Source organism: Shinella sp. GW835-FHT14H05 (assembly GCF_058793575.1).
Genome location: NZ_JBXAFY010000001.1, coordinates 228,352 through 254,830, shown reverse-complemented (window position 1 = coordinate 254,830; position 26,479 = coordinate 228,352). Strand labels below are relative to the sequence as shown.

Here is a 26,479-nt window from a genome sequence, read left to right as displayed (position 1 = left end):
GGAGGAATGACCGTGAACAAGAGCCGGGTGACCGTGGTCGATATAGCGCGCGCCGCCGGCGTGTCGAAATCGACCGTCTCGCTCGTCCTCCAGTCGAGCCCCCTCGTCAACGAGACGACGCGCGCCAAAGTTAACGCCACCATCCGCGAACTCGGTTATGTCTACAATCGCGGCGCGGCAAACCTCCGTCAATCCGCCTCCTCGCGCATCATCGGCATCATCGTCAACGACCTCACCAACTCCTTCTTCGCCGAGCTCGCGGTGGGCATGGACATGGTCATGCAGTCGGCCGGCTACGTGCAGTTCCTGTCGAACTCCGCCGAAAGCGTCGATCGCCAGCGCGAAGTCATCGCCTCGATGCGCGAACACGGTATTGCCGGCCTCATCATATCTCCCGCCCGCGGTACGGAGGCGTCCGACCTGAAGCCGCTCGCCGCAAGCGGCATCCCGGTGGTCGCCGTGGTGCGCAACGTGGTCGGCGCCAAGGTCTCGACGCTGTTTTCCGACAATTATGCGGGCGCAAAGGATGCCGTGCGCCACCTGATCGACCTCGGCCATCGCCGCATCGCCTTCCTGGGCGGCATCGCCAACACCACGGTCTTTGCCGAGCGTGTGCAGGGCTGGCGCGATGCGCTGGCGGAAGCCGGCCTCGGCGCGCCCGACAGCTGCGTCATCGGCTCGACGGCATCGCGTGCCGGCGGGGTCGCCGCCGTCGAGCGCGCGCTCTCGCTGCCCGAGCCGCCGACGGCCGCCCTCTGCTTCAACGACGCGGCCGCCTTCGGCGTCTGCGACGGCCTGCGCACCGCCGGCAAGGAGCCCGGCCGCGATTTCGGCGTGGTCGGCTTCGACGACGTGATCGAGGCCGAGACCGCCGTGCCGGCGCTGACGACGGTGTCCGTCGATCCGCAGGGCATGGGCCGGCGCGCGGCACAGATGCTTTTGAAACAGGTCAATGCAGGCCGGGTGGAGCCCGAGGCGATCGTCAGCTCCGTGCGCCTTGTGGTGCGCCAGAGCTGCGGCGCCGGGCTGAAGGACAAGACGAGGAGGATTTCGGCATGACACGATGGGGTTTGATCGGGGCGAGCACGATCGCCAAGGAATGGGTGATCGGCGCGATCCGCGCGACGGGCGGCGAAATCGTCTCCGTGATGAGCACGAACGCCGAGCGCGGCAAGGCCTATGCCGCCGAGCAGGGCATCGCGAAATCGGTGACGACGCTCGCCGAAATCGCCGACGATCCCGGCATCGACGCCGTCTACATCTCGACGACCAATGAACTGCACCGCGACCAGGCGCTGGCCGCGGCCAAGGCGGGCAAACACATCCTCTGCGAAAAGCCGCTCGCCATGTCGCTCGATGATGCCCGGGCGATGATCCAGGCCGCCAAAGACGCCGGCGTCGTGATGGCGACCAACCACCACCTGCGCAATGCCGCGACGCACGGGGCGATGCGCGAGGCGATCAAGGCCGGCCGCATCGGCACGCCGCTCTCCGCCCGCGTCTTCCACGCCGTTTACCTGCCGCCCCACCTGCAGGGCTGGCGGCTCGATCGCCCGGAAGCCGGCGGCGGCGTCATCCTCGATATCACGGTGCACGACACCGACACGCTGCGCTTCGTGCTCGACGACGATCCGGCGGAAGCGATCGCCTTCGCGCAGGCCGGCGGCATGGGGAAGGCCGGGCTGGAGGATGCCGTGATGGGCGTGCTGCGCTTCCGGAACGGCGTGATCGCCCAGTTCCACGATGGTTTCACCACCAAATTCGCCGAAACCGGCCTGGAAGTGCATGGCACGGACGGCTCGCTGATCGGTCGCAACGTCATGACGCAGCGCGCCGCCGGCACCGTGACGTTGCGCGACGCGAACGGCGAGCAGGAATTGCCCCTCGACCACCGCAATCTCTACGAAACCGCCCTTGCAGCCTTCCATGCCGCCATCAAGGGCGAAGGCAAACCGTCCGCCACCGGCGAGGATGGCGTCTGGTCGCTGGCGGCGGGGCTTGCCGTCGTCGAGGCGGCGCGCACGGGCCAGGCGGTCCGCATCGAACCCGGAATTTAAGTCCTATGAGCAAGCATATCACTCCGCGCCAGGCCGCGGACCTGATCCCGGACGGCGCCGTCGTTTCGGTCTCCTCCTCCTCCGGTCTCGGCTGCCCGGACCTGATGCTGAAGGCAATCGGCGAGCGTTTCGACGAGACCGGCAGCCCGCAGAACCTGACGACGCTGCACCCGATCGCCGCCGGCGACATGAGCGGCATCAAGGGTGTCGATTACATCGCGAAAAAGGGTCTTTTGAAGAAGATCGTCGGCGGCTCCTACCCATCTGGCCCCTCCTCTTCCGAACCGCCGCTGATCTGGCAGATGATCGGCAGCGACGAGGTCGCCGCCTACAACATTCCCTCGGGCATCCTCTTCGACATGCACCGCGAGGCCGCCGCAAAACGCCCCGGCGTCATCACCAAGGTCGGCCTCGAAACCTTCGTCGATCCGCGTCGCGAGGGCTGCGCGATGAACGCTTCGGCCGCACGCGAACCGGTGGTGGAAAAGATCACATTCGCCGGTGAGGAATGGCTCTATTTCAAGGCGATCGCGCCGCAGGTGGCGATCATCCGCGCCACCACGGCGGACGAACGCGGCAACCTGACCTATGAACACGAGGGCGCCTATCTCGGCGGGCTCGACCAGGCGCTCGCAGCCCGCAACAATGGCGGCATCGTCATTGCGCAGGTCAAGCGCATCGTCAAGGAAGGCTCGCTGAAGCCGCATGACGTGCGCGTGCCGGGCGTGGTGGTCGACTACGTCATCGTCGATCCGGACCAGAAGCAGACGACGCAGACGCTGTACGACCCCGCCATTTCCGGCGAGATTTTCAGGCCGCTCGACACATTCCGCGTGCCGGAATTCAACATCCAGAAGGTCATCGCCCGCCGCGTGGCGCAGGAGTTGGAGGCCGGCAGCGCCGTCAATCTCGGCTTCGGCATTTCCGCCAACGTTCCGCGCATCCTGCTGGAAGAAGGCCTGCATGGCGCGGTCACCTGGGTTATCGAACAGGGCGCCGTCGGCGGCGTGCCGCTGCTCGATTTCGCCTTCGGTTGCGCCTCCAATGCCGATGCCTTCATGCCCTCGCCCTACCAGTTCACCTATTTCCAGGGTGCGGGCTTCGATGCCTCGCTGCTCTCCTTCCTGGAAATCGGCAAGGACGGGTCGGTCAACGTCTCGAAACTGTCGTTCCGACCGCATGTGACGGCGGGTGCCGGCGGCTTCGTCGACATCACGGCGCGGGCGAAGAAGATCGTTTTCTCCGGCATGTTCAATGCCGGCGCAAAACTCGCCGTCGAGGGAGGCAAGCTCGTTATCGAGAAGGAAGGCAAGCTCAAAAAGCTGGTCAATGCCGTGGAGCATGTCACCTTCTCCGGCCCGCGCGGCGTCGCGCAGGGGCAGGACATCACCTACGTCACCGAGCGCTGCGTGCTGAAGCTGACGCCCGAGGGCGTCGTGCTCACCGAGATCGCGCCGGGCGTCGATCTCCAGGCGCATATCCTCGACCAGTCGGAATTTGCGCTGATCGTTTCGCCGGACCTGAAGGTGATGGACGCAGCACTCTTTACCGATGCGCCGATCGGCCTGACGCTGCCGCAGAAGGCCCCGCGCGAGCTGGCAGGAGCGCACCATGGCTGAGCCGCGCATCCGCATCTCCATCGACGGCGCCATCGCGACGATCACCATCGCGCGGCCGGAAAAGCTGAACGCCTTCGACATCGACATGCTGAAGGAATTGTCGGCCGCCTGCGACGACGTCGAGGCGAATGCCGCGGTGCGGGTCGCGATCCTCACCGGCGAGGGCAAGGCCTTTTCCGCCGGCGGCGATATCCGCGCCTGGGGCGGCATGGAGGCCAACGAATTCGGCCACGCCTGGGTGCGCTTCGGCCACCGCGTCTTCGAGCGGCTGGCGACGCTGCGCATGCCGCTGATCGCCGCCGTCAACGGCCATGCGCTGGGCGGTGGGCTGGAACTGGCGGCCGCCGCCGATATCCGCATCGCCGAAACGCAGGTGAAGATCGGCCTGCCGGAAGCCGGCCTCGGCATGGTGCCCGGCTGGTCCGGCACGCAGCGCCTCGTCAAGCGTTTTGGCGCTCAGGCCGTGCGGCGCATGCTGCTCGGCGGCGAAGTGCTGACGGCGGCGGAAGCCGCAACGCTCGGCATCGTCGATCAGGTGGTGGACACTGGAACGGCCGTCGAAGCGGCGAAGGCCTATGCGGCGCGCATCGCGGCGCGCGGGCCGGCGGCGACGGAAGTGTCCAAGCTGATGATCGCGGTGGCGAACAATGAAGACAATGGTGCGGCGGTGGAGGCCCTGGGCTCGATCCTCGTCGCCAAGACCGGGGACCTGAAGGAAGGCGTCGCCGCCTTCACCGGGAAACGCCCCGCAGAGTTCAAGGGAGAATGGTAATGACCGCGCATGTGAAACCCAAGGCGCTCGACAATTTCCAGGCACGCGATTTCCGCATGCTGATCGACGGCGTCTGGACGGAAGGTGCCGGCCCGGCACTTGAGCGCGTCGCCCCCGGCCATGGCATCGTGGTCAGCCGCTATCCGGCCGGCACCAAGGCCGATGCGGAGCGCGCCATCGCGGCAGCCCGCAAAGCCTTCGACGAGGGTCCGTGGCCGAACATGACGGGCGCCGAGCGCTCCAACATCCTGCTCAAGGCCGCCGACCTCATCGCCGCACGCGCCGACGAACTCGCCTTCCTCGACTGCATCGAGAGCGGCAAGCCGATCAGCCAGGCCAAAGGCGAACTCGGCGGTGCCGCCGATATCTGGCGCTATGCCGCAGCCCTCGCCCGCGACCTGCATGGCGAAAGCTACAACACGCTCGGCCAGGGCACGCTCGGCGTCGTGCTGCGCGAGGCGATCGGCGTCGTCTCCATCATCACGCCCTGGAACTTCCCCTTCCTGATCGTCAGCCAGAAGCTGCCCTTCGCGCTCGCCGCCGGCTGCACGACGGTCGTCAAGCCGTCGGAACTCACCTCCGGCTCGACGTTGGTCCTCGGCGAGATCCTCATCGAAGCCGGCGTTCCGGCCGGTGTCGTCAACATCCTCACCGGCACCGGCCCCGAGGTCGGCGCGCCGATGACGACGCATCCGGATGTCGACATGGTCTCCTTCACCGGCTCCACCGGCGTCGGTCGCCTGACCATGGCTAATGCAGCTCAGACGCTGAAGAAGGTCTCGCTGGAACTCGGCGGCAAGAACCCGCAGATCGTCTTCCCCGATGCGAACCTTGACGAGTTCATCGACGCCGCCGTCTTCGGCGCCTATTTCAATGCCGGCGAATGCTGCAATGCCGGTTCGCGGCTGATCCTGCACAAGTCGATTGCCGCCGACGTCACCGCGCGCATCGCGGAGCTGGCGAAAAAGGTGAAGGTCGGCGATCCGCTCGATCCGACCACCCAGGTCGGCGCGATCATCACGCCGCAGCATCTCGAAAAGATCGGCTCCTATGTGGACGGCGCGACCAAGGCCGGCGCTTCGGTCGCTCTCGGCGGCGGCGCGCTCGATCTCGGCCTCGGCCAATTCATGGCGCCGACCATCCTCTCCGGCGTATTGCCCGAGATGACGGTCGCCCGCGAAGAAGTTTTTGGCCCGGTTCTCTCGGTGCTGACCTTCGAGACGACGGAAGAGGCGATCCGCATCGCAAACGCCATCGACTACGGCCTGTCGGCCGGGGTCTGGAGCCGCGATTTCGATACGTGCCTGACGATCGGCCGCAAGGTGCGCGCCGGCACGGTCTGGATGAACACCTTCATGGACGGCGCTTCGGAACTCCCCTTCGGCGGCTACCGCCAGTCCGGCCTCGGCCGCGAACTTGGCCGCCATGCCGTGGAGGACTATACCGAGACCAAGACGCTCAACATGCATATGGGTGCGCGCACCGGCTGGTGGATGCCGCGATGAGCAAACCCTTCCCGACAACCAAGGCAGGGATCGGCTCCGCCGCCCGCTCAGGGCGTCGGGAAGCTGAATTGCGGGTCCTGCAGGATCGTCAGGTCCTCGACCGGCTCGCCGCCGATGCGCTGCAGGAGCAGTTGTCCCATAGCCTCGCCGGCCGCCTTCAGGTCCTCGTAGATCGTCTCGACCTTGGGCTGGATCTGGCTAAGCAGCAGCGAGGTCTGCTTGGCGACGATGTCGTATTCCGTGCCCAGCGTAAAACCCTGGTCGCTCATGCCGGTGATGGTGGCGAGCGCCGAGACTTCGCCGGGACAGGCGAAGCCATCCGGCGCATCGGGCTCGGCGCTGCGACGGCGCACATAGTCGCGGATCATGTCGGCGGGGCTGTCGAGATCGAGCGCCTCGGGGATTTCGTAGGCGATGCCCGCCTCGCGCACCGCGGTCATGAAGCCGTGCAGCATGTGCTGGTAGAAGGTGAGGCGTTTCGGCGGCAGGATGATCGTGACCTTGCGCCGACCCTTGACGATCAGCCGCTTGGCGGCCTCGTAGGCGAAGGCGAAATTGTCGTAGTCGACGAAGGCATGCGGGGTGGAGAACTCCGTACGGCCATGCGTGACGAAGGGAAAGCCGTTTTCGAGCAGCAGCCGCACGCGCGGATCGAAGGGCTCGGTGCGCGAAAAGATCAGGCCATCGGCCATGCCGTTGCGGATGATGTAGTTGACCGCATCGACATTGCTGCCGTCGAGAAAATTCGGCGTGACGATGAGATGGTAGGGCGTCGCCTGGAGCGCGCGCGCCAGGCCATGCATGATGGACGTGCCGAAGCCCAGAATTTCCTCGTGAGGGTCGAGCAACACGGAAATGACATTGGTACGGCCGGTCTTCAGGCGCTGGGCGGCGCGGTCCGGCAGGTAGCCGATCTCGGCGGCCACCTCGTGCACGCGCCGGCGGGTGTTTTCCGAAATCTGCGGCGCATTGCCGAGTGCGCGGGAGACCGTGGTGATCGCAAGGCCCGTCAGTTCGGCAATGGTCTTCAGCGTCGGCTTGCCGGCTCGGGGCGGGCTGCGGGCGGGTTCACTGTCGGCGGGCTTTTCGATGCGGGACACGGGTGCGTTTCTTTGGATGGCGGACGTCGATCGGCGGCACCATACCGGCGCACCCCGCCTCTAGCAATCTTGCGCTGCACAGAATTTAAAACGTTTTCCGTGCACTGCAAAAAGCGCCCGGATTTGCGGCAATTGCCTGCACTTCCTGAATTTACCGCATTTGCGAAAGCACATGGCCTCTGCTACCGGAGCGACTTGACTCCGCAAATTTACAACGTTTTAAATTGGCGCGGCACTTTGAGCCGCAAACGGAATTCCGATGCCTTCAAGGGCATCGGGGAAATCGGCGGGAGGAGGCTCTCGCCCTCGAACTTGCAAACGGGAGGAATACGATGCGCAAGTTTCTGACAACCACTGCGATCGCCGCGGTAATGATGACCATGGGCGGCATGTCCGCTACCAAGGCAGCCGAAGGCGTCGAGGTTCTGCACTGGTGGACTTCCGGCGGCGAGGCAGCCGCCCTCGACGTCCTGAAGAAGGATCTGGAAGCCAAGGGCATTTCCTGGACCGACATGCCGGTTGCCGGCGGTGGCGGCACGGAAGCCATGACGGTTCTGCGCGCCCGCGTCACGGGCGGTAACGCCCCGACCGCCGTGCAGATGCTCGGCTTCGACATTCTCGACTGGGCCAAGGAAGGCGCACTCGGCAATCTCGACGACGTGGCCGCCAAGGAAGGCTGGGACAAGGTCATTCCGACCGCGCTCCAGCAATTCTCGAAGTATGACGGCCACTGGATCGCAGCACCCGTCAACGTGCACTCCACGAACTGGGTCTGGGTCAACAAGGCGGCCCTCGATGCAGCCGGCGGCAAGGAGCCGACGAACTGGGATGAACTCGTCGCCCTTCTCGACAAGTTCAAGGAACAGGGCATCACGCCGGTGGCGCATGGTGGCCAGCCGTGGCAGGACGCGACGATCTTCGACGCGGTCGTGCTATCCTTCGGCAACGACTTCTACAAGAAGGCCTTCATCGACCTCGATCCGGAAACGCTGGGCAGCCCCCAGATGAAGGAAGCCTTCGACCGCATGACGAAGCTGCGCTCCTATGTGGACGACAACTTCTCGGGCCGTGACTGGAACCTCGCGTCCGCCATGGTCATCGAAGGCAAGGCCGGCGTGCAGTTCATGGGCGACTGGGCGAAGGGCGAATTCATCAAGGCCGGCAAGAAGCCGGGCACGGACTTCGTCTGCATGCGCTTCCCGGGCACGCAGGGTTCGGTCACCTTCAACTCCGACCAGTTCGCGATGTTCAAGGTTGCCGAAGACAAGGTTCCCTCGCAGCTCGTGATGGCATCCGCCATCGAGAGCCCGGCCTTCCAGTCGGCCTTCAACGTGGTCAAGGGCTCGGCGCCGGCGCGCACCGACGTCTCGGACGAAGCCTTCGACGATTGCGGCAAGAAGGCCATCAAGGACCTCGCGGAAGCCAACACCAACGGCTCGCTGTTCGGTTCCATGGCACACGGCCACGCCAACCCGGCCTCCGTCAAGAACGCGATCTATGACGTCGTGACCCGCCAGTTCAACGGCGAGCTTTCCTCCGAGGAGGCCGTGACGGAACTCAAGGCCGCCGTCGAGGCTGCGAAGTAAGGGGCTAGCCCCTCACCCTACCCTCTCCCCGCTGGGGAGAGGGGATTTGAACGTCGCGGCAAAGCCCTTCTCCCCGGCGGGGAGAAGGTGGCGGCAGCCGGATGAGGGGGCCACGCGCCGCCCTGCAACCCGATTTCAACGGTGGTATCGACCATGGATAGCCGCAGCCGGCTGCAGGAGCTTTTGCCGAAGCTCGTGCTGGCACCCAGTTTCCTCATCGTGCTCGTCTTCGTCTACGGCTTCATCGCCTATACGGGCTTCCTGTCGCTGACGGACAGCAAGATGCTGCCCTCCTACAACTTCGTGGGACTGAGCAACTACACCAAGCTCTGGGCGCTGCCGCACTGGTGGCGGGCGATCTCCAATCTCGCGATCTTCGCCTCGCTCTACATCGTCATCTGCTCGGTGCTGGGTCTGGGGCTCGCCATCCTGCTCGACCAGAAGATCCGCGCGGAAGGCATCCTGCGGCCGATCTACCTCTATCCGATGGCGCTCTCCTTCATCGTGACGGGCACGGCCTGGAAGTGGTTCCTCGATCCCGGCATCGGGCTTGAGAACACCATGCATCTCTGGGGCTGGGAGAGCTTCGCCTTCAACTGGATCAAGGACCGCAACTACGCCATCTACTGCGTGGTAATCGCCGCCGTCTGGCAGTCCTCCGGCTTCGTCATGGCGATGTTCCTCGCCGGCCTTCGCGGCGTCGACAACGAGATCATCAAGGCCGCCCAGATCGACGGCGCCTCGACCACCACCATCTATCGCCGCATCATCATTCCGCTGATGCGCCCGGTCTTCCTGTCGGCCTTCGTCGTGCTCGCCCACCTCGCCATCAAGGCCTACGACCTTGTGGTGGCGCTGACCGGCGGCGGCCCCGGCCAGGCGACCGAACTGCCGGCGACCTTCATGTATTCCTACACCTTCACCCGCAACCAGATGGGCATCGGCGCCTCGTCGGCCATCATCATGCTGGTCATGATCTTCTCGATCATCATCCCCTACCTCTATTCCGAAATCCGCGGAGGCAAAGGCCGATGAGCGCTCAAAATCCCGACAACGTCATCTCGCACAACAAGCTGACGCGCGCCCTCATCTACACCGCGCTCATCCTGTTCGCCGTCTACTACATGCTGCCGCTCTACGTGATGCTGGTGAACTCGCTGAAGCCGCTGGACGAAATCCGCCAGGGCGGCATGCTGAACCTGCCGCAGGTCTGGACGATCGAGCCCTGGCTGCAAGCCTGGTCGACGGCGCAGATCGGCGTGCAACCGACGGGCCTTCGCCCCTTCTTCATCAACTCGATCCTGATGGTCGTGCCGGCCGTGGCGATCTCCACCATCATCGGCGCGCTCAACGGTTATGTGCTCACCAAGTGGCAGTTCAAGGGCTCGAACATCTTCTTCGGCCTGCTGCTCCTCTCCTGCTTCATCCCGTTCCAGATCGTGCTGATCCCCATGGCGCGCATCCTCGGCATGCTGGGACTAGCCGGTTCGCTTTGGGGCCTCATCCTGGTGCATATCGTCTACGGCCTCGGCTTCACCACGCTCTACTTCCGCAACTATTACGAAAACTTCCCGACCGAGCTGGTGCGCGCGGCACAGATCGACGGCGCGAGCTTCTTCCAGATCTTCTACCGCATCCTGCTGCCGTCCTCGGGGCCGATCATCGTCGTCTCCGTCATCTGGCAGTTCACCAATATCTGGAACGACTTCCTGTTCGGCGCCTCCTTCTCCGGCGCGAACACCACGCCGATGACGGTGGCACTCAACAACCTCGTCTCGTCCTCGACCGGCGTGAAGGAATACAACGTTCACTTCGCAGGCGCGATCCTCGCCGCACTGCCCACCCTCATCGTCTACATCGTCTCCGGACGGTACTTCGTGCGCGGCCTGATGTCCGGCGCCGTGAAAGGATAAGCCCCATGTCTTCAACACAGACATCTTTCCTCAAGATCAGCAATCTGCGCAAATCCTACGGTTCGCTCGAAATCCTCAAGGACATCAACCTCGAGATCGAGCAGGGCGGCTTCCTCGTGCTGGTCGGCCCGTCCGGCTGCGGCAAGTCCACGCTGCTCAACACCATCGCCGGCCTGGAGCCGATCACGTCGGGCGACATCGCCATCGACGGCCGCTCGGTCGCGGGTCTGCACCCGTCCAAGCGCGACATCGCCATGGTGTTCCAGTCCTACGCGCTCTATCCGAACATGACGGTCGGCGGGAACATCGCCTTCGGCATGGAAATCCGCGGCGTGCCGAAGGAAGAGCGCGACAAGGCGATCAAGCAGGTCGCCGACATGCTCCAGATCGGCCATCTGCTGGAGCGCAAGCCCGGCCAGCTCTCCGGCGGTCAGCGCCAGCGCGTCGCCATGGGCCGCGCGCTGGTGCGCGACCCGAAGCTCTTCCTGTTCGACGAGCCACTGTCGAACCTCGACGCGAAGCTGCGCGTCGACATGCGCACGGAAATCAAACGCCTGCACCAGCGCATGAAGACCACCATCGTCTACGTGACGCATGACCAGATCGAGGCGATGACGCTCGCCACCAAGATCGCCGTCTTGAAGGATGGCGTGCTGCAACAGTTCGGCTCGCCGGCGGAAATCTACAACAACCCCGCCAACATCTTCGTCGCCGACTTCATGGGCTCGCCCGCGATGAACCTGCTTTCTGCGAGGATCGAACAGAACGGCGCCGGCATGGCCGTCTCGCTTGCCCGCCACCAGGCCGAGCCGCTGGTGCTGTCCGTGCCGAACGCGCCCGGCGGACTGGCCGCCTACAAAGGCAAGGACGTGATCTTCGGCATCCGCCCGGAAGCCCTGACCGACCCGGACGGCGCGGACCGCAATGCCCGCACCGTTGCCGAGGGCGATTGCCTGATCGAGGTGGTGGAGCCCGCCGGCGCCGACACCTTCGCCGTCACCCATCTCGGCGGCAAGGAGATCGTCGCACGACTTCGCGCCGACGTGCGCATCGCCGCCGGCCAGACCGCGCGCCTCGCCTTCAACCTCGACAAGGCCGTGTTCTTCGACCCCGCCAGCCAGCTTCGCATCGCCTGAGTAGACCATGACAACGCAGCCGGACATCGTCATCATCGGATCGGGCATCGGCGGCTCCACCATGGCCGCCGCCCTCGCCCCGACGGGCGCAAGGATCGTCATCCTGGAAGCGGGCGACCACCTGCCCGACCGTCCGGAAAACCGCGACCAGCGCGCCATCTTCCAGCGCGGCCATTTCCGCCCGAAGGAGATGTGGTACGAGGCCGACGGCACCGCCTTCAACCCTGGCAACTACTACAATGTCGGCGGCAACTCGAAATTCTACGGGGCGGTGCTTGTGCGCTACCGCAAGGAAGACTTCGAGGAGATGAAGCACCGCGACGGCGTCTCCCCCGCCTGGCCCTTCCCCTATGAAGAGCTGGAACCGTGGTACTCCGCCGCCGAAAAGCTCTACAATGTGCGCGGCACGCTCGGCGAGGACCCGAGCGAACCGCACCATTCCGCGCCCTACCCCTTCCCGCCCGTGCCGGACGAACCGGCAATCGCGAAGGTGCGCGCGAAGATGAAGGCGAACGGCCTGCACCCCTATTCCCTGCCGCTCGGTGTCGATATCGACCGCTGGCTTGCCAAGGCGAAGACGCCATGGGACGCGCATCCGAACGCCAACGACGGCAAGATGGATGCCGAAAGCACGGCCCTCGCCGAAGCCCTCAGGCACCCGAATGTCGAGCTGCGCACCAATTGCCGGGTGACGAGGCTCGCCACCGCCCCGCACGGCCGCACCATCTCGACCGTGCATTACATGCGCGACGGCGAGGCGCACAGCATCTCGACAAAACTGGTGATCCTCTCGGCCGGCGCCGTGCAATCGGCCGTGCTGCTGCTTCGTTCGGCCTCGGAGGCCTTTCCCAAGGGGCTCGCCAACAGCTCCGATCAGGTCGGTCGCAACTTCATGAACCACAATTCGAGCGCCGTGATCGGCGTCTCGCCCTTTTATAAAAACACCTCCGTCTACCAGAAGAGCTTTGGCTTCAACGACTACTACCTTTCGGACGGCAATGGCGGCGCGCCGCTCGGCAATGTGCAGCTTCTCGGCCGCGTCTCGGGAAAGATCCTGAAGGCCAATATGCCCTCCGCGCCGGAATGGCTGCTGGAACAGGTCGCCTCCCATGCCATCGATTTCTACGCGATGAGCGAGGACCTGCCGCATCCCGAAAGCCGCATCACGGTAGACCGCGACCGCATCGTCATGAAATGGACCCGCACCAACTGGCAGGCCCATCTCGACCTCGTGACCAAGTTGAAGGCCGCGCTGAAGAAGGCCGGTTTCCCCATCGTGCTCGCCCGCGCCTTCGACAAGCGCACGCCCTCGCATCAATGCGGCACAGTGCGCATCGGCAACGATCCGGCGACGGCGCCGCTCGATATCTGGAGCCGCGCCTATGACCATCCGAACCTCTTCGTGGTCGACGCTTCCTACCTTCCGACCTCGGCCGCGGTGAACCCGGCGCTGTCGGTCGCCGCCCAGGCGCTGCGCGTCGCGGACCGCATCAAATCGAGGGATCTCGCCGCATGACGACACCAGCACGCCCCGTCGCCATCGTCACCGGCGGCCGCCGCGGCATCGGCCTCGGCATCGCAAAAGCGCTCGCGGCGCAGGGCTTCGACATCGCCATCACCGGCATCGGCGAAGGGGACGCCGCGACCGACGCCATGCTGGCCGAGTTCGACGGCCGCGCGATCTACCTCAAGGCCGACCTCGCCGATCTCTCTAGCCATGCCGCAACCGTCGCGGCGATCGAAGATCGGCTCGGCGCCATCGGCTGCCTCGTCAACAATGCCGGCATCGCCTCCGTCGTGCGCGGCGATTTCCTCGATCTCGCACCGGAGAACTTCGACACGATCGTCGCCACCAACCTGCGCGGCACGGTGTTCTTCACGCAAGCCGTGCTGAAGGCGATGCTGCATTCGAAACAGGCCGCCGGCCCGCGCTCGGTCATCAACATCACCTCCGTCTCCGCCTCGCTCGCCTCGCCGGAACGGCTGGACTACTGCATGACAAAGGCCGGACTTGCCGCCTTCAGCCAGGGGCTGGCGCTGCGGCTCGCGGACACCGGCATCTCCGTCTTCGAAATCCGCCCCGGCATCATCCGCTCCGACATGACGGCCGGCGTTTCGGGAAAATACGACACGCTGATCGAAGGCGGCCTCGTGCCGATGAAGCGCTGGGGCGAACCGGACGACATAGGCTCCGCCGCCGCCGCCCTCGCGACAGGCCAGTTCGCCTTCGCCACCGGCTCGGTGATCAATCTCGACGGCGGGCTTTCGATCGGCCGGCTGTGAGCCGCCGCGCCCGCGAAAAATTCTGAGGACGAAGACATGACCTACGACTACATCATCACCGGCGCCGGGCCTGCCGGCTGCGTGCTGGCAAACCGCCTCTCGGAAGATCCGAGCGTGCGCGTGCTGCTGCTGGAAGCCGGCGGCGGGGACTGGAACCCGCTGTTCCATATGCCGGCCGGCTTTGCCAAGATGACCAAGGGTGTTGCAAGCTGGGGCTGGGAGACGGTTCCGCAAAAGCACATGAAGGGCCGCGTGCTGCGCTATACACAGGCGAAGGTTCTCGGCGGCGGCTCCTCCATCAATGCGCAGCTCTATGCCCGCGGCAATGCGGCCGACTACGACCTCTGGGCCAGCGAAGACGGCTGCGAGGGCTGGAGCTACCGGGAAATCCTGCCCTATTTCAAGCGCGCCGAAGACAACCAGCGTTTTGCCGACGACTACCATTCCTATGGCGGGCCGCTCGGCGTCTCCATGCCGGTTTCGGCGCTGCCGATCTGCGACGCCTATCTGCGCGCCGGCCAGGAGCTCGGCATTCCCTACAACCACGATTTCAACGGCCGCCAACAGGCGGGTGTCGGCTTCTACCAACTGACCCAGCGCAACCGCCGCCGCTCCTCCGCCTCGCTCGCCTACCTCTCGCCGATCAAGGACCGCAAGAACCTGACGATCCGCACCGGCGCCCGCGTCGCCCGCATCGTGCTGGAAGGCACGCGCGCCATCGGCGTCGAGGTGGTGACGGCGAAGGGCATGGAGACGATCCGGGCGGAACGCGAAGTGCTCGTCTCCTCCGGCGCCATCGGCTCGCCGAAACTGCTGCAGCAATCCGGCATTGGCCCGGCCGATCACCTGAAATCCGTCGGCGTCGCGGTCAAGCACGACCTGCCCGGCGTCGGCTCCAACCTGCAGGACCATCTCGACCTGTTCGTGATTTCCGAATGCACCGGCGACCACACCTATGACGGCGTCGCCAAGCTGCACCGCACGCTCTGGGCCGGCCTGCAATATGTGCTCTTCCGCTCCGGCCCCGTCGCCTCCTCGCTCTTCGAGACCGGCGGCTTCTGGTATGCCGATCCGGATGCGCGCTCGCCGGACATCCAGTTCCACCTCGGCCTCGGCTCCGGCATCGAGGCGGGCGTCGAAAAGCTGAAGAACGCCGGCGTGACGCTGAACTCCGCCTACCTGCATCCGCGCTCGCGCGGCACGGTCCGGCTGTCCTCCGCCGATCCCTCCGCCGCACCGCTGATCGACCCGAACTACTGGGAAGATCCGCACGACCGCAAAATGTCGATCGAAGGCCTGAAGCTCGCCCGCGAGATCATGCAGCAGGCCGCGCTGAAACCCTATGTGCTGGCCGAGCGGCTACCGGGGCCGAAGGCTATGACCGACGAGGACCTGTTTGCCTATGGCTGCGCCAATGCCAAGACCGACCACCACCCCGTCGGCACCTGCAAGATGGGCACGGGGGCGGACGCCGTGGTCGGCCTCGATCTGAAGGTGCATGGGCTTGAAGGCCTGCGCGTCTGCGACAGTTCTGTCATGCCGCGCGTTCCTTCGTCCAACACCAATGCGCCGACCATCATGGTGGGCGAAAAGGGCGCCGACATCATCCGCGGCCTGCCGGCGCTGCCGGCCCAGGTCTTCCTGCATGAACGCAACGATGCGCGGCCCCGTGCCCGCGCCGACATAAGATAGGGGATACCATGATCCGCCACTGCGTCTTCATCCACTTCAAGCCCACCATTTCCGCCCACTACAAGGCCGAGCTCTTCAACGAGATCGACGCCTTGAAGGAGCGCCTGCCGGGCATGCTCGCCGTCCATATCGGCACGAATGTCAGCCCGGAAGAGGGCATGGACAAGGGGTTTGCCGACGGCTTCATCGTCGACTTCGCCGACAGTTTTGCGCGGGATGCCTATCTGGAGGATCCGGAGCACAAGCAGACCGGCGGCCGGCTCGTCGCCGCTGCCGAAGGCGGCATCGCGGGCATCCTCGTCTACGATCTGGAAACCGACGACTAAACCCGTCCAGCCCGGCGCGCCAGCACCCGCTCGACAGCGGAAAAGGCATCGTAGATCAGCACCGCCAGCACGGCGACCACAAGGCCGCCTTGCAGCACGAAGGCGAGGTTGTTGGATTGCAGGCCGGCGATGATGACCTCGCCGAGCGTCTTGGCCGCCACCGTCGAACCGATGGTGGCGGTGGCAAGGCTGATCGTCACCGAGAGACGAATGCCCGCGAGAATGACCGGCAGAGCCAGCGGCAGCTCCACCTTGGTCAGCCGCTGCCACGCCGTCATGCCCGTGCCGCGCGCGGCCTCGACGATCGCCGGCGGCAGGGTGGAAAGACCCGTCATGGCATTCTCGAAGATCGGCAGCAGGCCGTAGAGGAAGAGCGCGATCAGCGTCGGCTTCTCGCCGAAGCCGACGGCGGGAACGGCGAGCGCCAGCACCGCGACGGGCGGAAAGGTCTGGCCGATGTTCACCAGGCTGCGCGACAGCGGCAGGAATTCCGTGCCGATCGGCCGTGTGACGAGAATGGCAAGCCCGACCGCGACGATGGTCGCGGCGAGCGTGGCGGTGAAAACCGTGGCGAGATGCGAGAGCGTCAGCGACAGCAGGCTGCCCTGGTTATAGACCGCAGGCGCATTGGCCTGCGCGAGCGGCTTCAGCAGCGGCTCGAACAGCATGGGCTGCACGAGGAAGGCGATCAGGATCACCAGCACCGCCAGTCGCAGGAGATTGGGCAGGAGCCGCTTCATTGCGGCCTCGCGGCACGGCGGGTCAGGGAGGCGAGCGTCACGCGGCCGAGCGGCGCACCATCGGCGCCGACGACCGGCAGAGCCTCACGGCCGGACCAGAGCAGCGCGGAAAGCGCATCGCGCTGGCTGAGCGCCGCGGCAATCGGCTCGCCCTCCGCCTCGCCGGCCTCAGCCGCATCGGCGACGGTGCCGATCGACAGCAGCCTGAACGGCCGCTCGCCGGCGCCGATCAGCGTCTCGACGAAATCGGTCGCCGGGTTCACCAGCATGTCCTGGGGCGCGGCGTACTGCACGATCTTGCCCTTGTCCATGACGGCGATCTTGTCGGCGAGATGGAAGGCCTCTTCCATGTCATGGGTGACCAGCACGATGGTCGTGCCGAAATGTTTCTGGATCGCCAGCAGGTCCTCCTGCGCCTTCGCTCTAATAACCGGGTCGAGCGCGCCAAAAGGTTCGTCCATCAGCAGGATGTTCGGCTCGGCGGCAAGTGCGCGGGCGACGCCGACGCGCTGCTGCTGGCCGCCGGAAAGCTCGTGCGGATACCGCGGGCCGAAGGCAGCGGGATCGAGCTGGAAGAGCGTCAGCAGTTCCTTGACCTTCGCATCGATGCGGGACTTGTCCCAGCCGAGCAGCGTCGGCACGGTGGCGATGTTTTCCCCGACGGTGCGGTGCGGGAAGAGGCCATGGCCCTGGATGGCATAGCCGATGCGGCGGCGCAGCTCGTAGCCGGGGATCGCGCTGTTCGGCTCGCCGTCGATCAGGATCTTTCCCGACGTCGGCTCGACGAGGCGGTTGATCATGCGCATCAGCGTTGTCTTGCCGGAGCCGGACGTGCCGACGATGACGGTGATCGTGCGCGGCGCTATCGTCATCGAGACCGTGTCGACGACGGTCGTTTCGCCGTAGCGCTTGGTGATGGTGTCGATCTCGATCATGCGGCCCTGCCGGGTTTGTTGCTGGAAAGTTCGGTCGCGGCATCGAGAACGATGGCGGCGGCGAAGGCGAGCGCGACGGTCGGCACCGCGCCGAGCAGCACGAGGTCCATGGCCGTCTGGCCGATGCCCTGGAAAACGAAGACGCCGAAACCGCCGCCGCCGATCAGCGCCGCAATCGTCGCAAGCCCGATATTCTGCACGAGCACGATGCGGATGCCGGTGAGAATGACCGGGAAGGCGAGCGGCAGTTCGACGCCGAAGAGCCGCTGGCGGTCCGTCATGCCGATACCGCGCGCCGCATCGTTCGCATCGCGCGGCACGCCGGCAAGGCCGACCACCGTATTGGCGACGACCGGCAGCAGCGAATAGAGAAAGAGCGCGACGAAAGCGGGTGCCGCGCCGATGCCCCGGATGCCGATTGCCGCGGCCCCAGGCACATTGAGCGCAATCCAGCCGAGCGGCGCGATCAGCAGGCCGAACAGCGCGATCGACGGGATCGTCTGGATGATGTTCAGCACATTGAGCACGCCGGCCCGCAGCGCCTCGACGCGATGGCAGAGGATGCCGAGCGGCAGGCCGACGAGCACCGCAGCCGCCAGCGAGCCGAGCGCCAGCACGACATGCCGGCTCGCCTCCAGCCAGAAAGTTTCGGCGCGGCTACTATATTCCTTGAGGATCGACATGCCATCCCAGACACCGGACGTCAGCAGTGCTGCGGCAGCGGCGGCAACGGCCGCGAGCAGCGCGACGCGGGCAAGCGGCGAAAGTTTCAGCCGCGCCAGCGCATCGGTGGTCACCAGGGCGAAAGCGAAGCTCGTGAGCCAGAAGCCCGAGGCCGGCGAGACGCGGGCATAGGTATTCTCCGGCGGCGTCAGGTGGCCGGCGGCAAGGCCGATGAGGATGGCAAGCGCAAGCAGCGCGACAAGGCCCAGCACCAGCCGGAAGAGGGTCGGCGTCTTCGCCACGATGAGGACGATGGCGACGACGGCAAAGACGAGGAACGTAGCGCCCAGCCCGGCGGGAAGCGCCTCGATGATCGACCGCGCCTCGCCGGGCACGATTCGGTTTGCGCGAAAATTGGCGAACGGCGCCAGAAACGCGCCATAGGCCAGCAATGCGGCGATCACCACGCCGAGCTTGTCGATCCTGAACCGCATGCGCACCTTTCGGGGAGAGACGTCCTCCGCCCGGCCGGGCGGAGGACAAGCGAGCTTACTTGATGAAGCCGTTCTTCTTCAGGAAGTCCTCGGCAACGGCCTTGGCCGGCTCGCCGCCAACCTGGACGCGGCCGTTCAAATCCTGCAGCGTCACGAGATCGAGCTTTTCGAAGACGGGCTTCAGGATTTCCTCGATCTGCGGATTGGCCTTCAGCACCTCTTCCCGGATGATCGGCGACGGCTGATAGACCGGCTGCACGCCCTTGTCGTCTTCCAGAACGACGAGGCCCGACGGCGCGATGCCGCCATCCGTGCCATAAACCATCGCGGCATTGGCATTGTTGGTCTGGTTGGCGGCGGCGGCAATCGTGGCAGCCGTGTCACCGCCCGAAAGCGTGATCAGCTGTTCCGGCTTCAGCGTGAAGGCGTAGGTCGTCTGGAAGGCCGGCAGGGCCGCAGCCGAGTTCACGAATTCGGAGGAAGCGGCAAGCACCACCTGGCCGCCACCGGCGACATATTTGCCGAAGTCGGTCAGCGTCACGAGCTTGTTCGGCTCGGCCACATCCTTGCGCAGCGCGATCGCCCAGGTGTTATTGGCCGGCGACGGCGTCAGCCAGACGATCTTGTTGGCGTCGAAATCGAGCGTCTTGGCGAGCTCATAGGCCTTGGCCGCATCCTTCCAGGCCGGATCGTCGGCCTTCTCGAAGAAGAAGGCGGCATTGCCGGTATATTCCGGGTAGATGTCGATCTCGCCCGCGATGATCGCCTGGCGCACGACCGGCGTGGCACCAAGCTGCACGCGGTCGGTCGTCTCGATGCCATTGGCATTCAGCACGGCGAGGATGATGTTGCCGAGCACGCCACCCTCGGTGTCGATCTTCGACGAGACGACGACCTGGGCCTGGGCGGCACCAGCCATGAGGCCGAGGGCCAGAGCGGCTCCGATGAATTTGACTGCAGGGCGCATGAGAAAACCTTTCGTTCTGTGCGGGAACCCGGAGTGGCATTCAGACCACGTTTGGGAACGCCCGTCCGGGCAAAGCATTTCATATATGGCAGTGAATCGCAAAAAATAGACCGCGCCAGCGAGACTTTGCACGACGTTTGTTGCCGCGTTCAAAGCGCTTTCAAGATTGTGCGACGAGAACGGTTTTGGCAACAGAAACGCGTTGCAATTGCCGGTCGCATCCGACACTCTTCGCGAAGGCCCGCTCCCATTTTCAAAGACCGCATTTCATCACCTTGCCGGGGAAACGTCCCGGGCCGATGTCCGGCGCAGATTTCATGAGGGGACACATGAGCATCTATATTCTTGCCTTGCTGATCGGCGTGGTGGCGGGGCTTCGGGCGATGACAGCACCAGCCGCCGTCAGCATCGGCGCCGCGCTGGGCTGGCTGCCGGTTTCCGGCATCTGGGCGGCCTTCATGGGCTATCGCTTCACGCCCTATATCTTCGGCATCCTGGCGCTGGTCGAATTCGTCACCGACCAGTTGCCGAGCACGCCGAGCCGCAAGGTGCCGCAGCAATTCGGCGCACGCATCGTCAGCGGCGCCTTCTGCGGCGCGGTCATCGGCACGGCCGGCGGCGCGCTGATCGGGGGTCTGGTTGCCGGCGTCATCGGCGCGGTCATCGGCACGCTCGGCGGCGCGGAAGCCCGCCAGCGCCTCGTCGCGGCCACCGGCGGCAGGGACCTGCCGATCGCACTCTTGGAAGATGCCGTCGCCGTGCTGCTCGGCCTCTTCGTCGTCTCGTCGGTCGTCTGATGCGCACGTTCGACGCCATCATCATCGGGGCGGGCCAGGCCGGCCCGTCGCTCGCCGGCCGGCTGACGGCCGCCGGCAAGACGGTCGCGCTCATCGAGCGCAAGCTCGTCGGCGGTACCTGCGTCAACACCGGCTGCATGCCGACCAAAGCCATGGTCGCCAGCGCCTACGCCGCCCACCTCGCCCGCCGCGGCGCCGAGTATGGCGTGGTGACGGGGGATATCTCCATCGACTTCGCCAAGGTCATGGCGCGCAAGGACAAGGTGCGCTTCGACGCCCGCAAGGGCAACGAGGACTGGCTAGAAGGGATGGAGGGCCTGACCTTCATCCGCGGCCATGCGCGTTTCGAAAGCCCGACCGAGATCCGCGTCGGCGACGAACTGCTGTCGGGCAAACAGATCTTCCTCAATGTCGGCGGCCGGGCCGTCGTGCCGGATTTCCCGGGCGTCGGCGACGTGCCCTATCTCGACAATGTGTCGATGATGGACCTGGCCGCGGTGCCGAAACACCTGGTTGTCATCGGAGGCAGTTATATCGGGCTGGAATTTGCCCAGATGTTCCGCCGGTTCGGCTCGGAGGTCACGGTGGTCGAGAAAGGGCCACGGCTGATCGCCCGCGAGGACGAGGACGTCAGCGCCGCCGTGCGAGACATCCTTGAGCGCGAAGGCATCCATATCCGCACCGGCGCGGAGTGCATTCGTTTCTTCCGGCAGGAGGATGGCGTCGGGGTCGGCGTCGATTGCACGGCCGGTCCGCCAGAAATCACCGGCTCCCACATCCTGCTCGCCACCGGCAGGCGGCCGAACACCGACGATCTCGGCCTCGACAAGGCGGGTGTGACGGTGGACAAGCGCGGCTATGTTAGCGTGGACGAGCGGCTCGAAAGCAACGTGCCGGGCATCTTCGCCATGGGCGACTGCAACGGCCGCGGCGCCTTCACCCACACGGCCTATAACGACTTCGAAATCGTCGCCGCCAACCTGCTCGACAACAAGCCGCGCAAGGTCTCGGATCGCATCCAGACCTACGCGCTCTACATCGACCCGCCCCTCGGCCGCGCCGGCATGAGCGAGACGGAGGCACGCAAGACCGGCCGCAAACTGCTGATCGGCACCCGCCCGATGACACGGGTGGGCCGCGCCAAGGAAAAGGGCGAAACGCTCGGCTTCATGAAAGTGATCGCCGATGCCGAGACCAAGGAAATCCTCGGCGCCTCCCTCCTCGGCACGAGCTGCGACGAGGCGGTGCAGAGCATCCTGGACGTGATGTATGCAGGCAAGCCCTACACGACGATCACCCACGCGGTGCATATCCATCCAACGGTGGCGGAGCTGATCCCGACGGTGTTCGGGGACATGCAGCCGGTGGACTGAGAGAAGGCCCGGGATCGCTCCCGGGCTTTTTACATTTGTGAGGAGCCCCTGCGGCGTCTACTTCCTGATCGTCAGCGCCGGATTATGGGCGAAGAAGTTGTGCGGCATGATGTGCACGGTCTTCCACTCCGTCGACATCACCGGCCAGTCCTCCATGCGCGGAATGTGGTGGAAGCCGGCCGAGAACCAGGTAACGATGTCCTTGCCCATCAGGCTCTGGTCCTTCTTCACCCATTCGGCGAGCGTATCGGAGCCATCGCTCTGCATGGCGAACTTGCCGCCGGCATACCGCTGTTCCGGGTCGTAGACCGTGTTCCACACCGAATATTCGATATAGGCATTGCGCTTCATCGGCGGGTCGTTCTCGAAATCGAAGGGGCCGTAGGACACGTCCCCGTGGTGGATCATGTAGCCCGGCTCATGGCCGAGATAACCTTCACGCGACGGGTCGGAGATGTGGAAGTAGCGCGGCTGCGAGGACGAAAGCTTGTAGCGCGCCTCCATTTCCGTCATCGGCATCTTGTGCTCGACCGTCCACATCGACTTGCGCGGGCTCGACGCGTCGAGTTTCGCCGGCACGATGTCCATCGTCGAGAAATGGTTGATCGGCTGGTCGACGTCGAAGTCGATGCGGAAGTTGAAGTAGTGGTCGTGGTTGGCGGCAACGAGGTTCGGTGCGATCAGCGTGCCATAGGCCGTGTCCGCCTTTGCCGTCGGGTCCTTCATCGAGGTGGAGGCGACACCCTTCACCGCATCGAGGCCGGTGGCGCCGACATAGATGTTGACCTGGCCGTTCTGCTGCAGGCGATAGTCGATCAGATAGTCATAGTTGCCGACTTCCGAGGCCGTGCGCACGACAAGTTCGGTCGCAGGCCGCCCTTCCGCCGGCACCGGGTTTTCCGGCGTCTGCGCGAAGACTTCGAAATGGCGCCAGGCCGGATCGCCGATATTGCGCTCGAAGACGCAGATCGCATCGGGAATGACGAGCGGCGCGCCCTTGTCGTCGGCGATCGTCGCCGGCAAGAAAGTCGCGTGCGAGGGGCAATCGATGCCGGCGCGCAAGGGGCTCAGGAACAGGCCGAAACCATATTCCCCGCTGTCCATGTAGGTGCGCCAGTACCAGCCTTCCGTTGGGTCCATATAGGGCACGAAGACTTCGGAGAGATGCGCCTGGTAGATGACCGAACGCCAGGTTCCGGCGTCGTTGACATCGAGATTGGAGACGACGAGGCCGGGGCGCTTGTCGACGCGGAAGTTGAAGCGCCACATGTCCCATTCGATATGGCTGCCGTCGATCTTGTAGTTCGGGCCGCCTTCCTGCACGAGCTTGACAGGCTTGGTTTCCGGACGCAGTGGCAGGCGCTTGGCGACCTCCTCCTCCGTATAACCCCAGCCATCCTTCGGTCCTTCGACGACGCCGGTATCGATGACGCGCAGCACTTCCTTCTTGCCGATATCGTAGACAGCGAAGAGGCCTTCGACCGGCTTGGCATAGAAGTTGGAGCCTTCCGGCACCTGGTAACACGGCACCTTCATCAGGCGGGAATTCTGGTATTCCTCCGTGAAGAAGTTGCCGCCGGTCAGCGGCAGGCAGAAGGCCTGTTCCGGCTTCAGGCCGCGCTTGGCAAGCCCCGCCACCATGTCCGGATGGCCGAGCGCGCCTTCCAGCGCATTCATGAACTCGGTGAAAAGCACCATCGGCTGGCCGGCCGTCTTGGCGTTGCTCTCGACCGTGCCCTTGGTGATGTTGACGACCGCCTCGCTGAACCCCTCGGCGCTGGTGAAATATACCGTCGCCTTCCGGTCGAGGCTATCGCCTTCCTTCCACGCCAGCACGTCGGCCTTAGCGGGCTCCTTCAGCTCGATCAGCGGATAGAGCGTGTTGTCGTCCGCGACCTTCTCACCGCGCAGGATCTGGTTGATCTTCTGGTATTCCTCGGCCGTCAGCCCGTCGAGCGGATGCGCGGCCGCGGCACCGGCGGCAAGGCCGAGCGCCAGCGCCGTCGAGGCCAGGTGTTTGAAAAGTCTCATGATCGTTCCCTCTTCTTGCTTGGTTCTGTCAGGCGAAGACCACCTGGATATCGGTGTATTCGGCAAGCCCCTCTTCGGCGAACTCGACGCCGATGCCGGAGGCCTTCACGCCGCCGAAGGGCGCATTCGGCTGGATGGCGCCGTGTTTGTTGATCCAGACGGAGCCGCAGGCGAGCCGGCTCGCGACCTTCTTCGCCGCCGCAATATCCGAGGACCAGACGGAGCCGCCGAGCCCGTTCGGGCTGTCATTGGCAAGCCGGATCGCCTCCTCAACATCGGAGTAGCGGATGATCGGCAGCGCCGGGCCGAACTGCTCCTCGTCGACCAGCGCATCGCCGTTGCGAAGGCCGGAAACGATGGTGGGCGGGAAGAACAGGCCCTCGCCCGGCTCGCCACCGAGCAGCACCTTGCCGCGCCCCTTGGCATCCGCGACGAGGCGCGAAACCTTGTCGAACTGCATACGGTTCTGGATCGGCCCCAATATGCTTGCCTCCTCCATGCCGTTGCCGACCGGGATCGCCTTCGCATAGGCGACGAGCGCATCGCAGACGGCGTCATGAATCGAGTCGTGTACATAGAGCCGCTTCATCGCCGCGCAGGTCTGGCCGTTGTTGATGAAGGCACCCCAGAACAGGCCTTCGGCAATCTTTTCCGGATCGGCATCCGGCAGCACGATGCCGGCATCGTTGCCGCCGAGTTCGAGCGTCAGCCGCTTCATCGTCTCGGCAGCGGACTGCATGACCTTCTGCCCCGTGGCGCAGGAGCCGGTGAAGACGATCTTGCGGATATCCGGATGCGCCGACATGGCACCGCCGAGATTGAACGCCTTGTCGTCGCCCGTCACCACATTGACGACACCCGGCGGCAGCACCTCGTTCATGATCTCGACGAGCCGCAGCGTCGAAAGCGGCGTATAGGGCGAGGGTTTGACGACGACCGTATTGCCGGTGCGCAGCGCCGGAAGAATGTGCCAGACGGCAATCATCACCGGGAAATTCCACGGCGTGATGGAACCGACGACACCCAGCGGCTTGCGCGTGAGCTCGATCCGGCCCTGCTCATTATCCTGCAACACCTTGACCGGCATCGAGAGCCCGGTCGTATAACCCGCCCAGGCAACAGCGCCGCCGATCTCCCAGCGCGAGCCGAGGCCGTTCAGCGGCTTGCCCTGCTCCAGCGTGATGATCTCGGCGAGTTCCGCCGCATGCTCCTCGATCTTCGCCGTCACGGCGGCGCAGGCGGCCTGCAAGGCCTCGTCGCTCTGCGCCGACCACGTCGCAAACGCCGCCTTGGCGACGGCGACGGCGGCATCGAGCTCCGCTCCGCCCATGTTCGGCGCGCGGCCGACTTCTTCGCCCGTCGCCGGGTTCAGCACGGCAAAGTCCGAGCCGACACTGGCCGGCTTGCCGCCAATCGTTGCCTTGAATTCCATCATTTCCGCCTCCTCCAAGGAACGGCCCACCTCCGGCGGGCACATCTGGTGGCAGAGAATAGGCGTTGGCGGGGCGTCAGACTTGGACGGTGCCGTCCCGCCTTTTGGACAAAAGCGTCAATGGCAGCGCGCGACCGCGCCCGGCGTCGTGCCGTATTTCTTGCGGAACTCGCGGTAGAAATAGGAAAGGTCGTTGAAGCCGCAATCGAAGGCGACGGCCGTCACCCCTTCCGCGGGCTGATCCCCCTTGCGGGTAGAAAGCCGCGCATGGGCAAGCTCCAGCCGGCGGTTCAGCAGCCGGTGCCCGGGCGTTTCGCCGAGCGGCCGGAAATGCCGCTGCAAGGTGCGCTCCGGCACATTGAGGCGCGAGGCCAGTTCGCGCGGGCCGAACGCCGGGTCCGCGCGGTGACGGTCGATCATAGCAAGCGCCCGCGAGAGCAGCGTCTCGGCCGGACTGGCGGCGCCCATCACGCGCGTCGAATGCAGGTAGGCGCCCATCAGGCAGAGGAAGGCTTCACCAAGCTGCGCCTGCGCGCCCTCCTCCATCAGCATCTTGGCTATGACCGCGCGCATGGCGAGCCAAAGCGGATCGTCACGCGAGATCGAAAGCCCGCCGGTACAGGCATTGCCGAAGCGATGCACCATCTCGTCGCGCGGAATGTGCAGCGACACCTGGTTCGAACGCTCGCCACGATAGAGAAAGGTCGAGGGTTTGACGGAATCGACGAGGAACATGTCGCCGGGCGAGAGTTCCGCGACATGATCGCCCTGCTCGACGCGACACTGGCCGGCATCCTGTACCAGCAGGAAGAAATATTCGCCGGGATCCTGCCGGATGGAGCGGGTGTTGCGCGCGACCTCCGAGGCATCGAGCGCCACGATCGCCGTATCGAACGGCCCGACGCGCCGTGTGGTGACATCGCCATTGACGACACCGCCCCGCCGCATCGGCTCCAGGTCGAAGGAGCCGCAGACCCGGCGGATCTCGGCCTCCAGAATTTCCACCGCCACCGGCTTGTGTCCCGGCGTCATCAGCGACTGCATCGCGCCCTCCCCGG

23 protein-coding genes are annotated in these 26,479 nt (G+C 65.2%); 15 read left to right on the top strand and 8 right to left on the bottom strand.

From position 1 onward, the window contains the following. Window positions 1-12: 12 nt before the first annotated feature. Genes AC1Q6Z_RS01230 through AC1Q6Z_RS01210 form a run of 5 tightly spaced genes read left to right on the top strand, consistent with a single transcriptional unit; the run spans window position 13 to window position 5,953 of the window. The gene (locus AC1Q6Z_RS01230; RefSeq protein ID WP_492646472.1) at window positions 13-1,059 is read left to right on the top strand and encodes a LacI family DNA-binding transcriptional regulator; all 1,047 of its coding nucleotides are present in this window, start codon (window positions 13-15) and stop codon (window positions 1,057-1,059) included. Beyond that, entirely contained in the window at window positions 1,056-2,057 is a 1,002-nt protein-coding gene (locus tag AC1Q6Z_RS01225; protein ID WP_492646471.1) for a Gfo/Idh/MocA family protein, read from the top strand. Before AC1Q6Z_RS01230 ends, AC1Q6Z_RS01225 begins: the two co-directional genes overlap by 4 nt. 5 nt (window positions 2,058-2,062) lie before the next feature. Next, window positions 2,063-3,676 (top strand): acyl CoA:acetate/3-ketoacid CoA transferase, encoded by a 1,614-nt coding sequence (locus AC1Q6Z_RS01220; RefSeq protein ID WP_492646470.1) that lies wholly within the window; start codon window positions 2,063-2,065, stop codon window positions 3,674-3,676. Further along, window positions 3,669-4,448 carry an enoyl-CoA hydratase/isomerase family protein gene (locus AC1Q6Z_RS01215; protein WP_492646469.1) on the top strand — a complete coding sequence of 260 codons (780 nt, stop codon included), beginning with the start codon at window positions 3,669-3,671 and terminating at the stop codon, window positions 4,446-4,448. Before AC1Q6Z_RS01220 ends, AC1Q6Z_RS01215 begins: the two co-directional genes overlap by 8 nt. After that, on the top strand, window positions 4,448-5,953 hold the full coding sequence (locus AC1Q6Z_RS01210; protein ID WP_492646468.1) for an aldehyde dehydrogenase family protein: 1,506 nt from the start codon (window positions 4,448-4,450) through the stop codon (window positions 5,951-5,953). Before AC1Q6Z_RS01215 ends, AC1Q6Z_RS01210 begins: the two co-directional genes overlap by 1 nt. Window positions 5,954-6,000: 47 nt before the next feature. Here the strand turns inward: AC1Q6Z_RS01210 and AC1Q6Z_RS01205 are convergent, their stop codons facing one another. Beyond that, on the bottom strand, window positions 6,001-7,053 hold the full coding sequence (locus tag AC1Q6Z_RS01205; RefSeq protein ID WP_492646467.1) for a LacI family transcriptional regulator: 1,053 nt from the start codon (window positions 7,051-7,053) through the stop codon (window positions 6,001-6,003). Window positions 7,054-7,424: 371 nt separating this feature from the next. On the opposite strand from AC1Q6Z_RS01205, the gene AC1Q6Z_RS01200 reads away from it, so the two are divergent. From AC1Q6Z_RS01200 to AC1Q6Z_RS01165, 8 genes are all read left to right on the top strand, one after another. Continuing rightward, entirely contained in the window at window positions 7,425-8,639 is a 1,215-nt protein-coding gene (locus AC1Q6Z_RS01200; RefSeq protein WP_435266569.1) for an ABC transporter substrate-binding protein, read from the top strand. 153 nt (window positions 8,640-8,792) lie between these two features. After that, a complete protein-coding gene (locus tag AC1Q6Z_RS01195; RefSeq protein ID WP_256119858.1) occupies window positions 8,793-9,674 on the top strand; it encodes a carbohydrate ABC transporter permease in 882 nt (293 codons plus the stop codon). Next, on the top strand, window positions 9,671-10,552 hold the full coding sequence (locus AC1Q6Z_RS01190) for a carbohydrate ABC transporter permease (protein WP_256119859.1): 882 nt from the start codon (window positions 9,671-9,673) through the stop codon (window positions 10,550-10,552). Before AC1Q6Z_RS01195 ends, AC1Q6Z_RS01190 begins: the two co-directional genes overlap by 4 nt. A gap of 5 nt (window positions 10,553-10,557) precedes the next feature. Beyond that, window positions 10,558-11,688 (top strand): ABC transporter ATP-binding protein, encoded by a 1,131-nt coding sequence (locus AC1Q6Z_RS01185; protein ID WP_435266374.1) that lies wholly within the window; start codon window positions 10,558-10,560, stop codon window positions 11,686-11,688. 7 nt (window positions 11,689-11,695) lie between these two features. Continuing rightward, on the top strand, window positions 11,696-13,204 hold the full coding sequence (locus AC1Q6Z_RS01180) for a GMC oxidoreductase (RefSeq protein ID WP_492646466.1): 1,509 nt from the start codon (window positions 11,696-11,698) through the stop codon (window positions 13,202-13,204). Next, the gene (locus AC1Q6Z_RS01175) at window positions 13,201-13,971 is read left to right on the top strand and encodes a 3-ketoacyl-ACP reductase (RefSeq protein ID WP_492646465.1); all 771 of its coding nucleotides are present in this window, start codon (window positions 13,201-13,203) and stop codon (window positions 13,969-13,971) included. Before AC1Q6Z_RS01180 ends, AC1Q6Z_RS01175 begins: the two co-directional genes overlap by 4 nt. A 36-nt stretch (window positions 13,972-14,007) precedes the next feature. Then, window positions 14,008-15,663, top strand: a complete 1,656-nt coding sequence (locus tag AC1Q6Z_RS01170; RefSeq protein WP_492646464.1) for a GMC family oxidoreductase — start codon at window positions 14,008-14,010, stop codon at window positions 15,661-15,663. 8 nt (window positions 15,664-15,671) lie between these two features. Next, the gene (locus AC1Q6Z_RS01165) at window positions 15,672-15,989 is read left to right on the top strand and encodes a Dabb family protein (protein WP_256119864.1); all 318 of its coding nucleotides are present in this window, start codon (window positions 15,672-15,674) and stop codon (window positions 15,987-15,989) included. Here AC1Q6Z_RS01165 and AC1Q6Z_RS01160 read toward each other — a convergent pair. Genes AC1Q6Z_RS01160 through osmF form a run of 4 tightly spaced genes read right to left on the bottom strand, consistent with a single transcriptional unit; the run spans window position 15,986 to window position 19,788 of the window. Then, window positions 15,986-16,729 carry an ABC transporter permease gene (locus AC1Q6Z_RS01160; RefSeq protein ID WP_492646463.1) on the bottom strand — a complete coding sequence of 248 codons (744 nt, stop codon included), beginning with the start codon at window positions 16,727-16,729 and terminating at the stop codon, window positions 15,986-15,988. The two genes, AC1Q6Z_RS01165 and AC1Q6Z_RS01160, sit on opposite strands and share 4 nt — an antisense overlap. Continuing rightward, a complete protein-coding gene (locus tag AC1Q6Z_RS01155) occupies window positions 16,726-17,664 on the bottom strand; it encodes an ABC transporter ATP-binding protein (protein ID WP_492646462.1) in 939 nt (312 codons plus the stop codon). Before AC1Q6Z_RS01155 ends, AC1Q6Z_RS01160 begins: the two co-directional genes overlap by 4 nt. Further along, window positions 17,661-18,821 carry an ABC transporter permease gene (locus AC1Q6Z_RS01150; RefSeq protein ID WP_492646461.1) on the bottom strand — a complete coding sequence of 387 codons (1,161 nt, stop codon included), beginning with the start codon at window positions 18,819-18,821 and terminating at the stop codon, window positions 17,661-17,663. Before AC1Q6Z_RS01150 ends, AC1Q6Z_RS01155 begins: the two co-directional genes overlap by 4 nt. Before the next feature lie 55 nt (window positions 18,822-18,876). Next, on the bottom strand, window positions 18,877-19,788 hold the full coding sequence (gene osmF / locus AC1Q6Z_RS01145) for a glycine betaine ABC transporter substrate-binding protein OsmF (protein WP_256119868.1): 912 nt from the start codon (window positions 19,786-19,788) through the stop codon (window positions 18,877-18,879). Window positions 19,789-20,117: 329 nt separating this feature from the next. On the opposite strand from osmF, the gene AC1Q6Z_RS01140 reads away from it, so the two are divergent. Further along, on the top strand, window positions 20,118-20,585 hold the full coding sequence (locus AC1Q6Z_RS01140) for a DUF4126 domain-containing protein (RefSeq protein ID WP_492647226.1): 468 nt from the start codon (window positions 20,118-20,120) through the stop codon (window positions 20,583-20,585). After that, window positions 20,582-21,958: an FAD-containing oxidoreductase gene (locus tag AC1Q6Z_RS01135; RefSeq protein WP_492647225.1), complete on the top strand. Its 1,377-nt coding sequence runs from the start codon at window positions 20,582-20,584 to the stop codon at window positions 21,956-21,958. The genes AC1Q6Z_RS01140 and AC1Q6Z_RS01135 overlap by 4 nt, the downstream gene beginning before the upstream one ends. Window positions 21,959-22,015: 57 nt before the next feature. On the opposite strand, the gene AC1Q6Z_RS01130 is transcribed toward AC1Q6Z_RS01135, so the two are convergent. The 3 genes from AC1Q6Z_RS01130 to AC1Q6Z_RS01120 form a co-directional block, all read right to left on the bottom strand. Next, window positions 22,016-23,989 carry a copper amine oxidase gene (locus tag AC1Q6Z_RS01130; protein WP_492646460.1) on the bottom strand — a complete coding sequence of 658 codons (1,974 nt, stop codon included), beginning with the start codon at window positions 23,987-23,989 and terminating at the stop codon, window positions 22,016-22,018. Between the two features lie 28 nt (window positions 23,990-24,017). Further along, window positions 24,018-25,424, bottom strand: coding sequence for an aldehyde dehydrogenase family protein (locus AC1Q6Z_RS01125; RefSeq protein WP_492646459.1), 1,407 nt, complete (start codon window positions 25,422-25,424; stop codon window positions 24,018-24,020). Between the two features lie 114 nt (window positions 25,425-25,538). Beyond that, window positions 25,539-26,465, bottom strand: a complete 927-nt coding sequence (locus AC1Q6Z_RS01120) for a helix-turn-helix domain-containing protein (RefSeq protein ID WP_256119871.1) — start codon at window positions 26,463-26,465, stop codon at window positions 25,539-25,541. Window positions 26,466-26,479 lie beyond the last annotated feature (14 nt).

Excerpts from the sequence above, each read along its gene's own strand:
- AC1Q6Z_RS01225 (WP_492646471.1), top strand. The coding sequence starts at position 1,056 with ATGACACGATGGGGTTTGATCGGGGCGAGCACGATCGCCAAGGAATGG.
- AC1Q6Z_RS01150 (WP_492646461.1), bottom strand. The coding sequence starts at position 18,821 with ATGCGGTTCAGGATCGACAAGCTCGGCGTGGTGATCGCCGCATTGCTG.
- AC1Q6Z_RS01220 (WP_492646470.1), top strand. The coding sequence starts at position 2,063 with ATGAGCAAGCATATCACTCCGCGCCAGGCCGCGGACCTGATCCCGGAC.
- AC1Q6Z_RS01200 (WP_435266569.1), top strand. The coding sequence starts at position 7,425 with ATGATGACCATGGGCGGCATGTCCGCTACCAAGGCAGCCGAAGGCGTC.
- AC1Q6Z_RS01210 (WP_492646468.1), top strand. The coding sequence starts at position 4,448 with ATGACCGCGCATGTGAAACCCAAGGCGCTCGACAATTTCCAGGCACGC.
- AC1Q6Z_RS01180 (WP_492646466.1), top strand. The coding sequence starts at position 11,696 with ATGACAACGCAGCCGGACATCGTCATCATCGGATCGGGCATCGGCGGC.
- AC1Q6Z_RS01160 (WP_492646463.1), bottom strand. The coding sequence starts at position 16,729 with ATGAAGCGGCTCCTGCCCAATCTCCTGCGACTGGCGGTGCTGGTGATC.
- AC1Q6Z_RS01120 (WP_256119871.1), bottom strand. The coding sequence starts at position 26,465 with ATGCAGTCGCTGATGACGCCGGGACACAAGCCGGTGGCGGTGGAAATT.
- AC1Q6Z_RS01130 (WP_492646460.1), bottom strand. The coding sequence starts at position 23,989 with ATGAGACTTTTCAAACACCTGGCCTCGACGGCGCTGGCGCTCGGCCTT.
- AC1Q6Z_RS01195 (WP_256119858.1), top strand. The coding sequence starts at position 8,793 with ATGGATAGCCGCAGCCGGCTGCAGGAGCTTTTGCCGAAGCTCGTGCTG.
- AC1Q6Z_RS01190 (WP_256119859.1), top strand. The coding sequence starts at position 9,671 with ATGAGCGCTCAAAATCCCGACAACGTCATCTCGCACAACAAGCTGACG.
- AC1Q6Z_RS01125 (WP_492646459.1), bottom strand. The coding sequence starts at position 25,424 with ATGATGGAATTCAAGGCAACGATTGGCGGCAAGCCGGCCAGTGTCGGC.
- AC1Q6Z_RS01170 (WP_492646464.1), top strand. The coding sequence starts at position 14,008 with ATGACCTACGACTACATCATCACCGGCGCCGGGCCTGCCGGCTGCGTG.
- AC1Q6Z_RS01185 (WP_435266374.1), top strand. The coding sequence starts at position 10,558 with ATGTCTTCAACACAGACATCTTTCCTCAAGATCAGCAATCTGCGCAAA.
- AC1Q6Z_RS01215 (WP_492646469.1), top strand. The coding sequence starts at position 3,669 with ATGGCTGAGCCGCGCATCCGCATCTCCATCGACGGCGCCATCGCGACG.
- AC1Q6Z_RS01165 (WP_256119864.1), top strand. The coding sequence starts at position 15,672 with ATGATCCGCCACTGCGTCTTCATCCACTTCAAGCCCACCATTTCCGCC.
- AC1Q6Z_RS01155 (WP_492646462.1), bottom strand. The coding sequence starts at position 17,664 with ATGATCGAGATCGACACCATCACCAAGCGCTACGGCGAAACGACCGTC.
- AC1Q6Z_RS01175 (WP_492646465.1), top strand. The coding sequence starts at position 13,201 with ATGACGACACCAGCACGCCCCGTCGCCATCGTCACCGGCGGCCGCCGC.
- AC1Q6Z_RS01140 (WP_492647226.1), top strand. The coding sequence starts at position 20,118 with ATGAGCATCTATATTCTTGCCTTGCTGATCGGCGTGGTGGCGGGGCTT.
- osmF (WP_256119868.1), bottom strand. The coding sequence starts at position 19,788 with ATGCGCCCTGCAGTCAAATTCATCGGAGCCGCTCTGGCCCTCGGCCTC.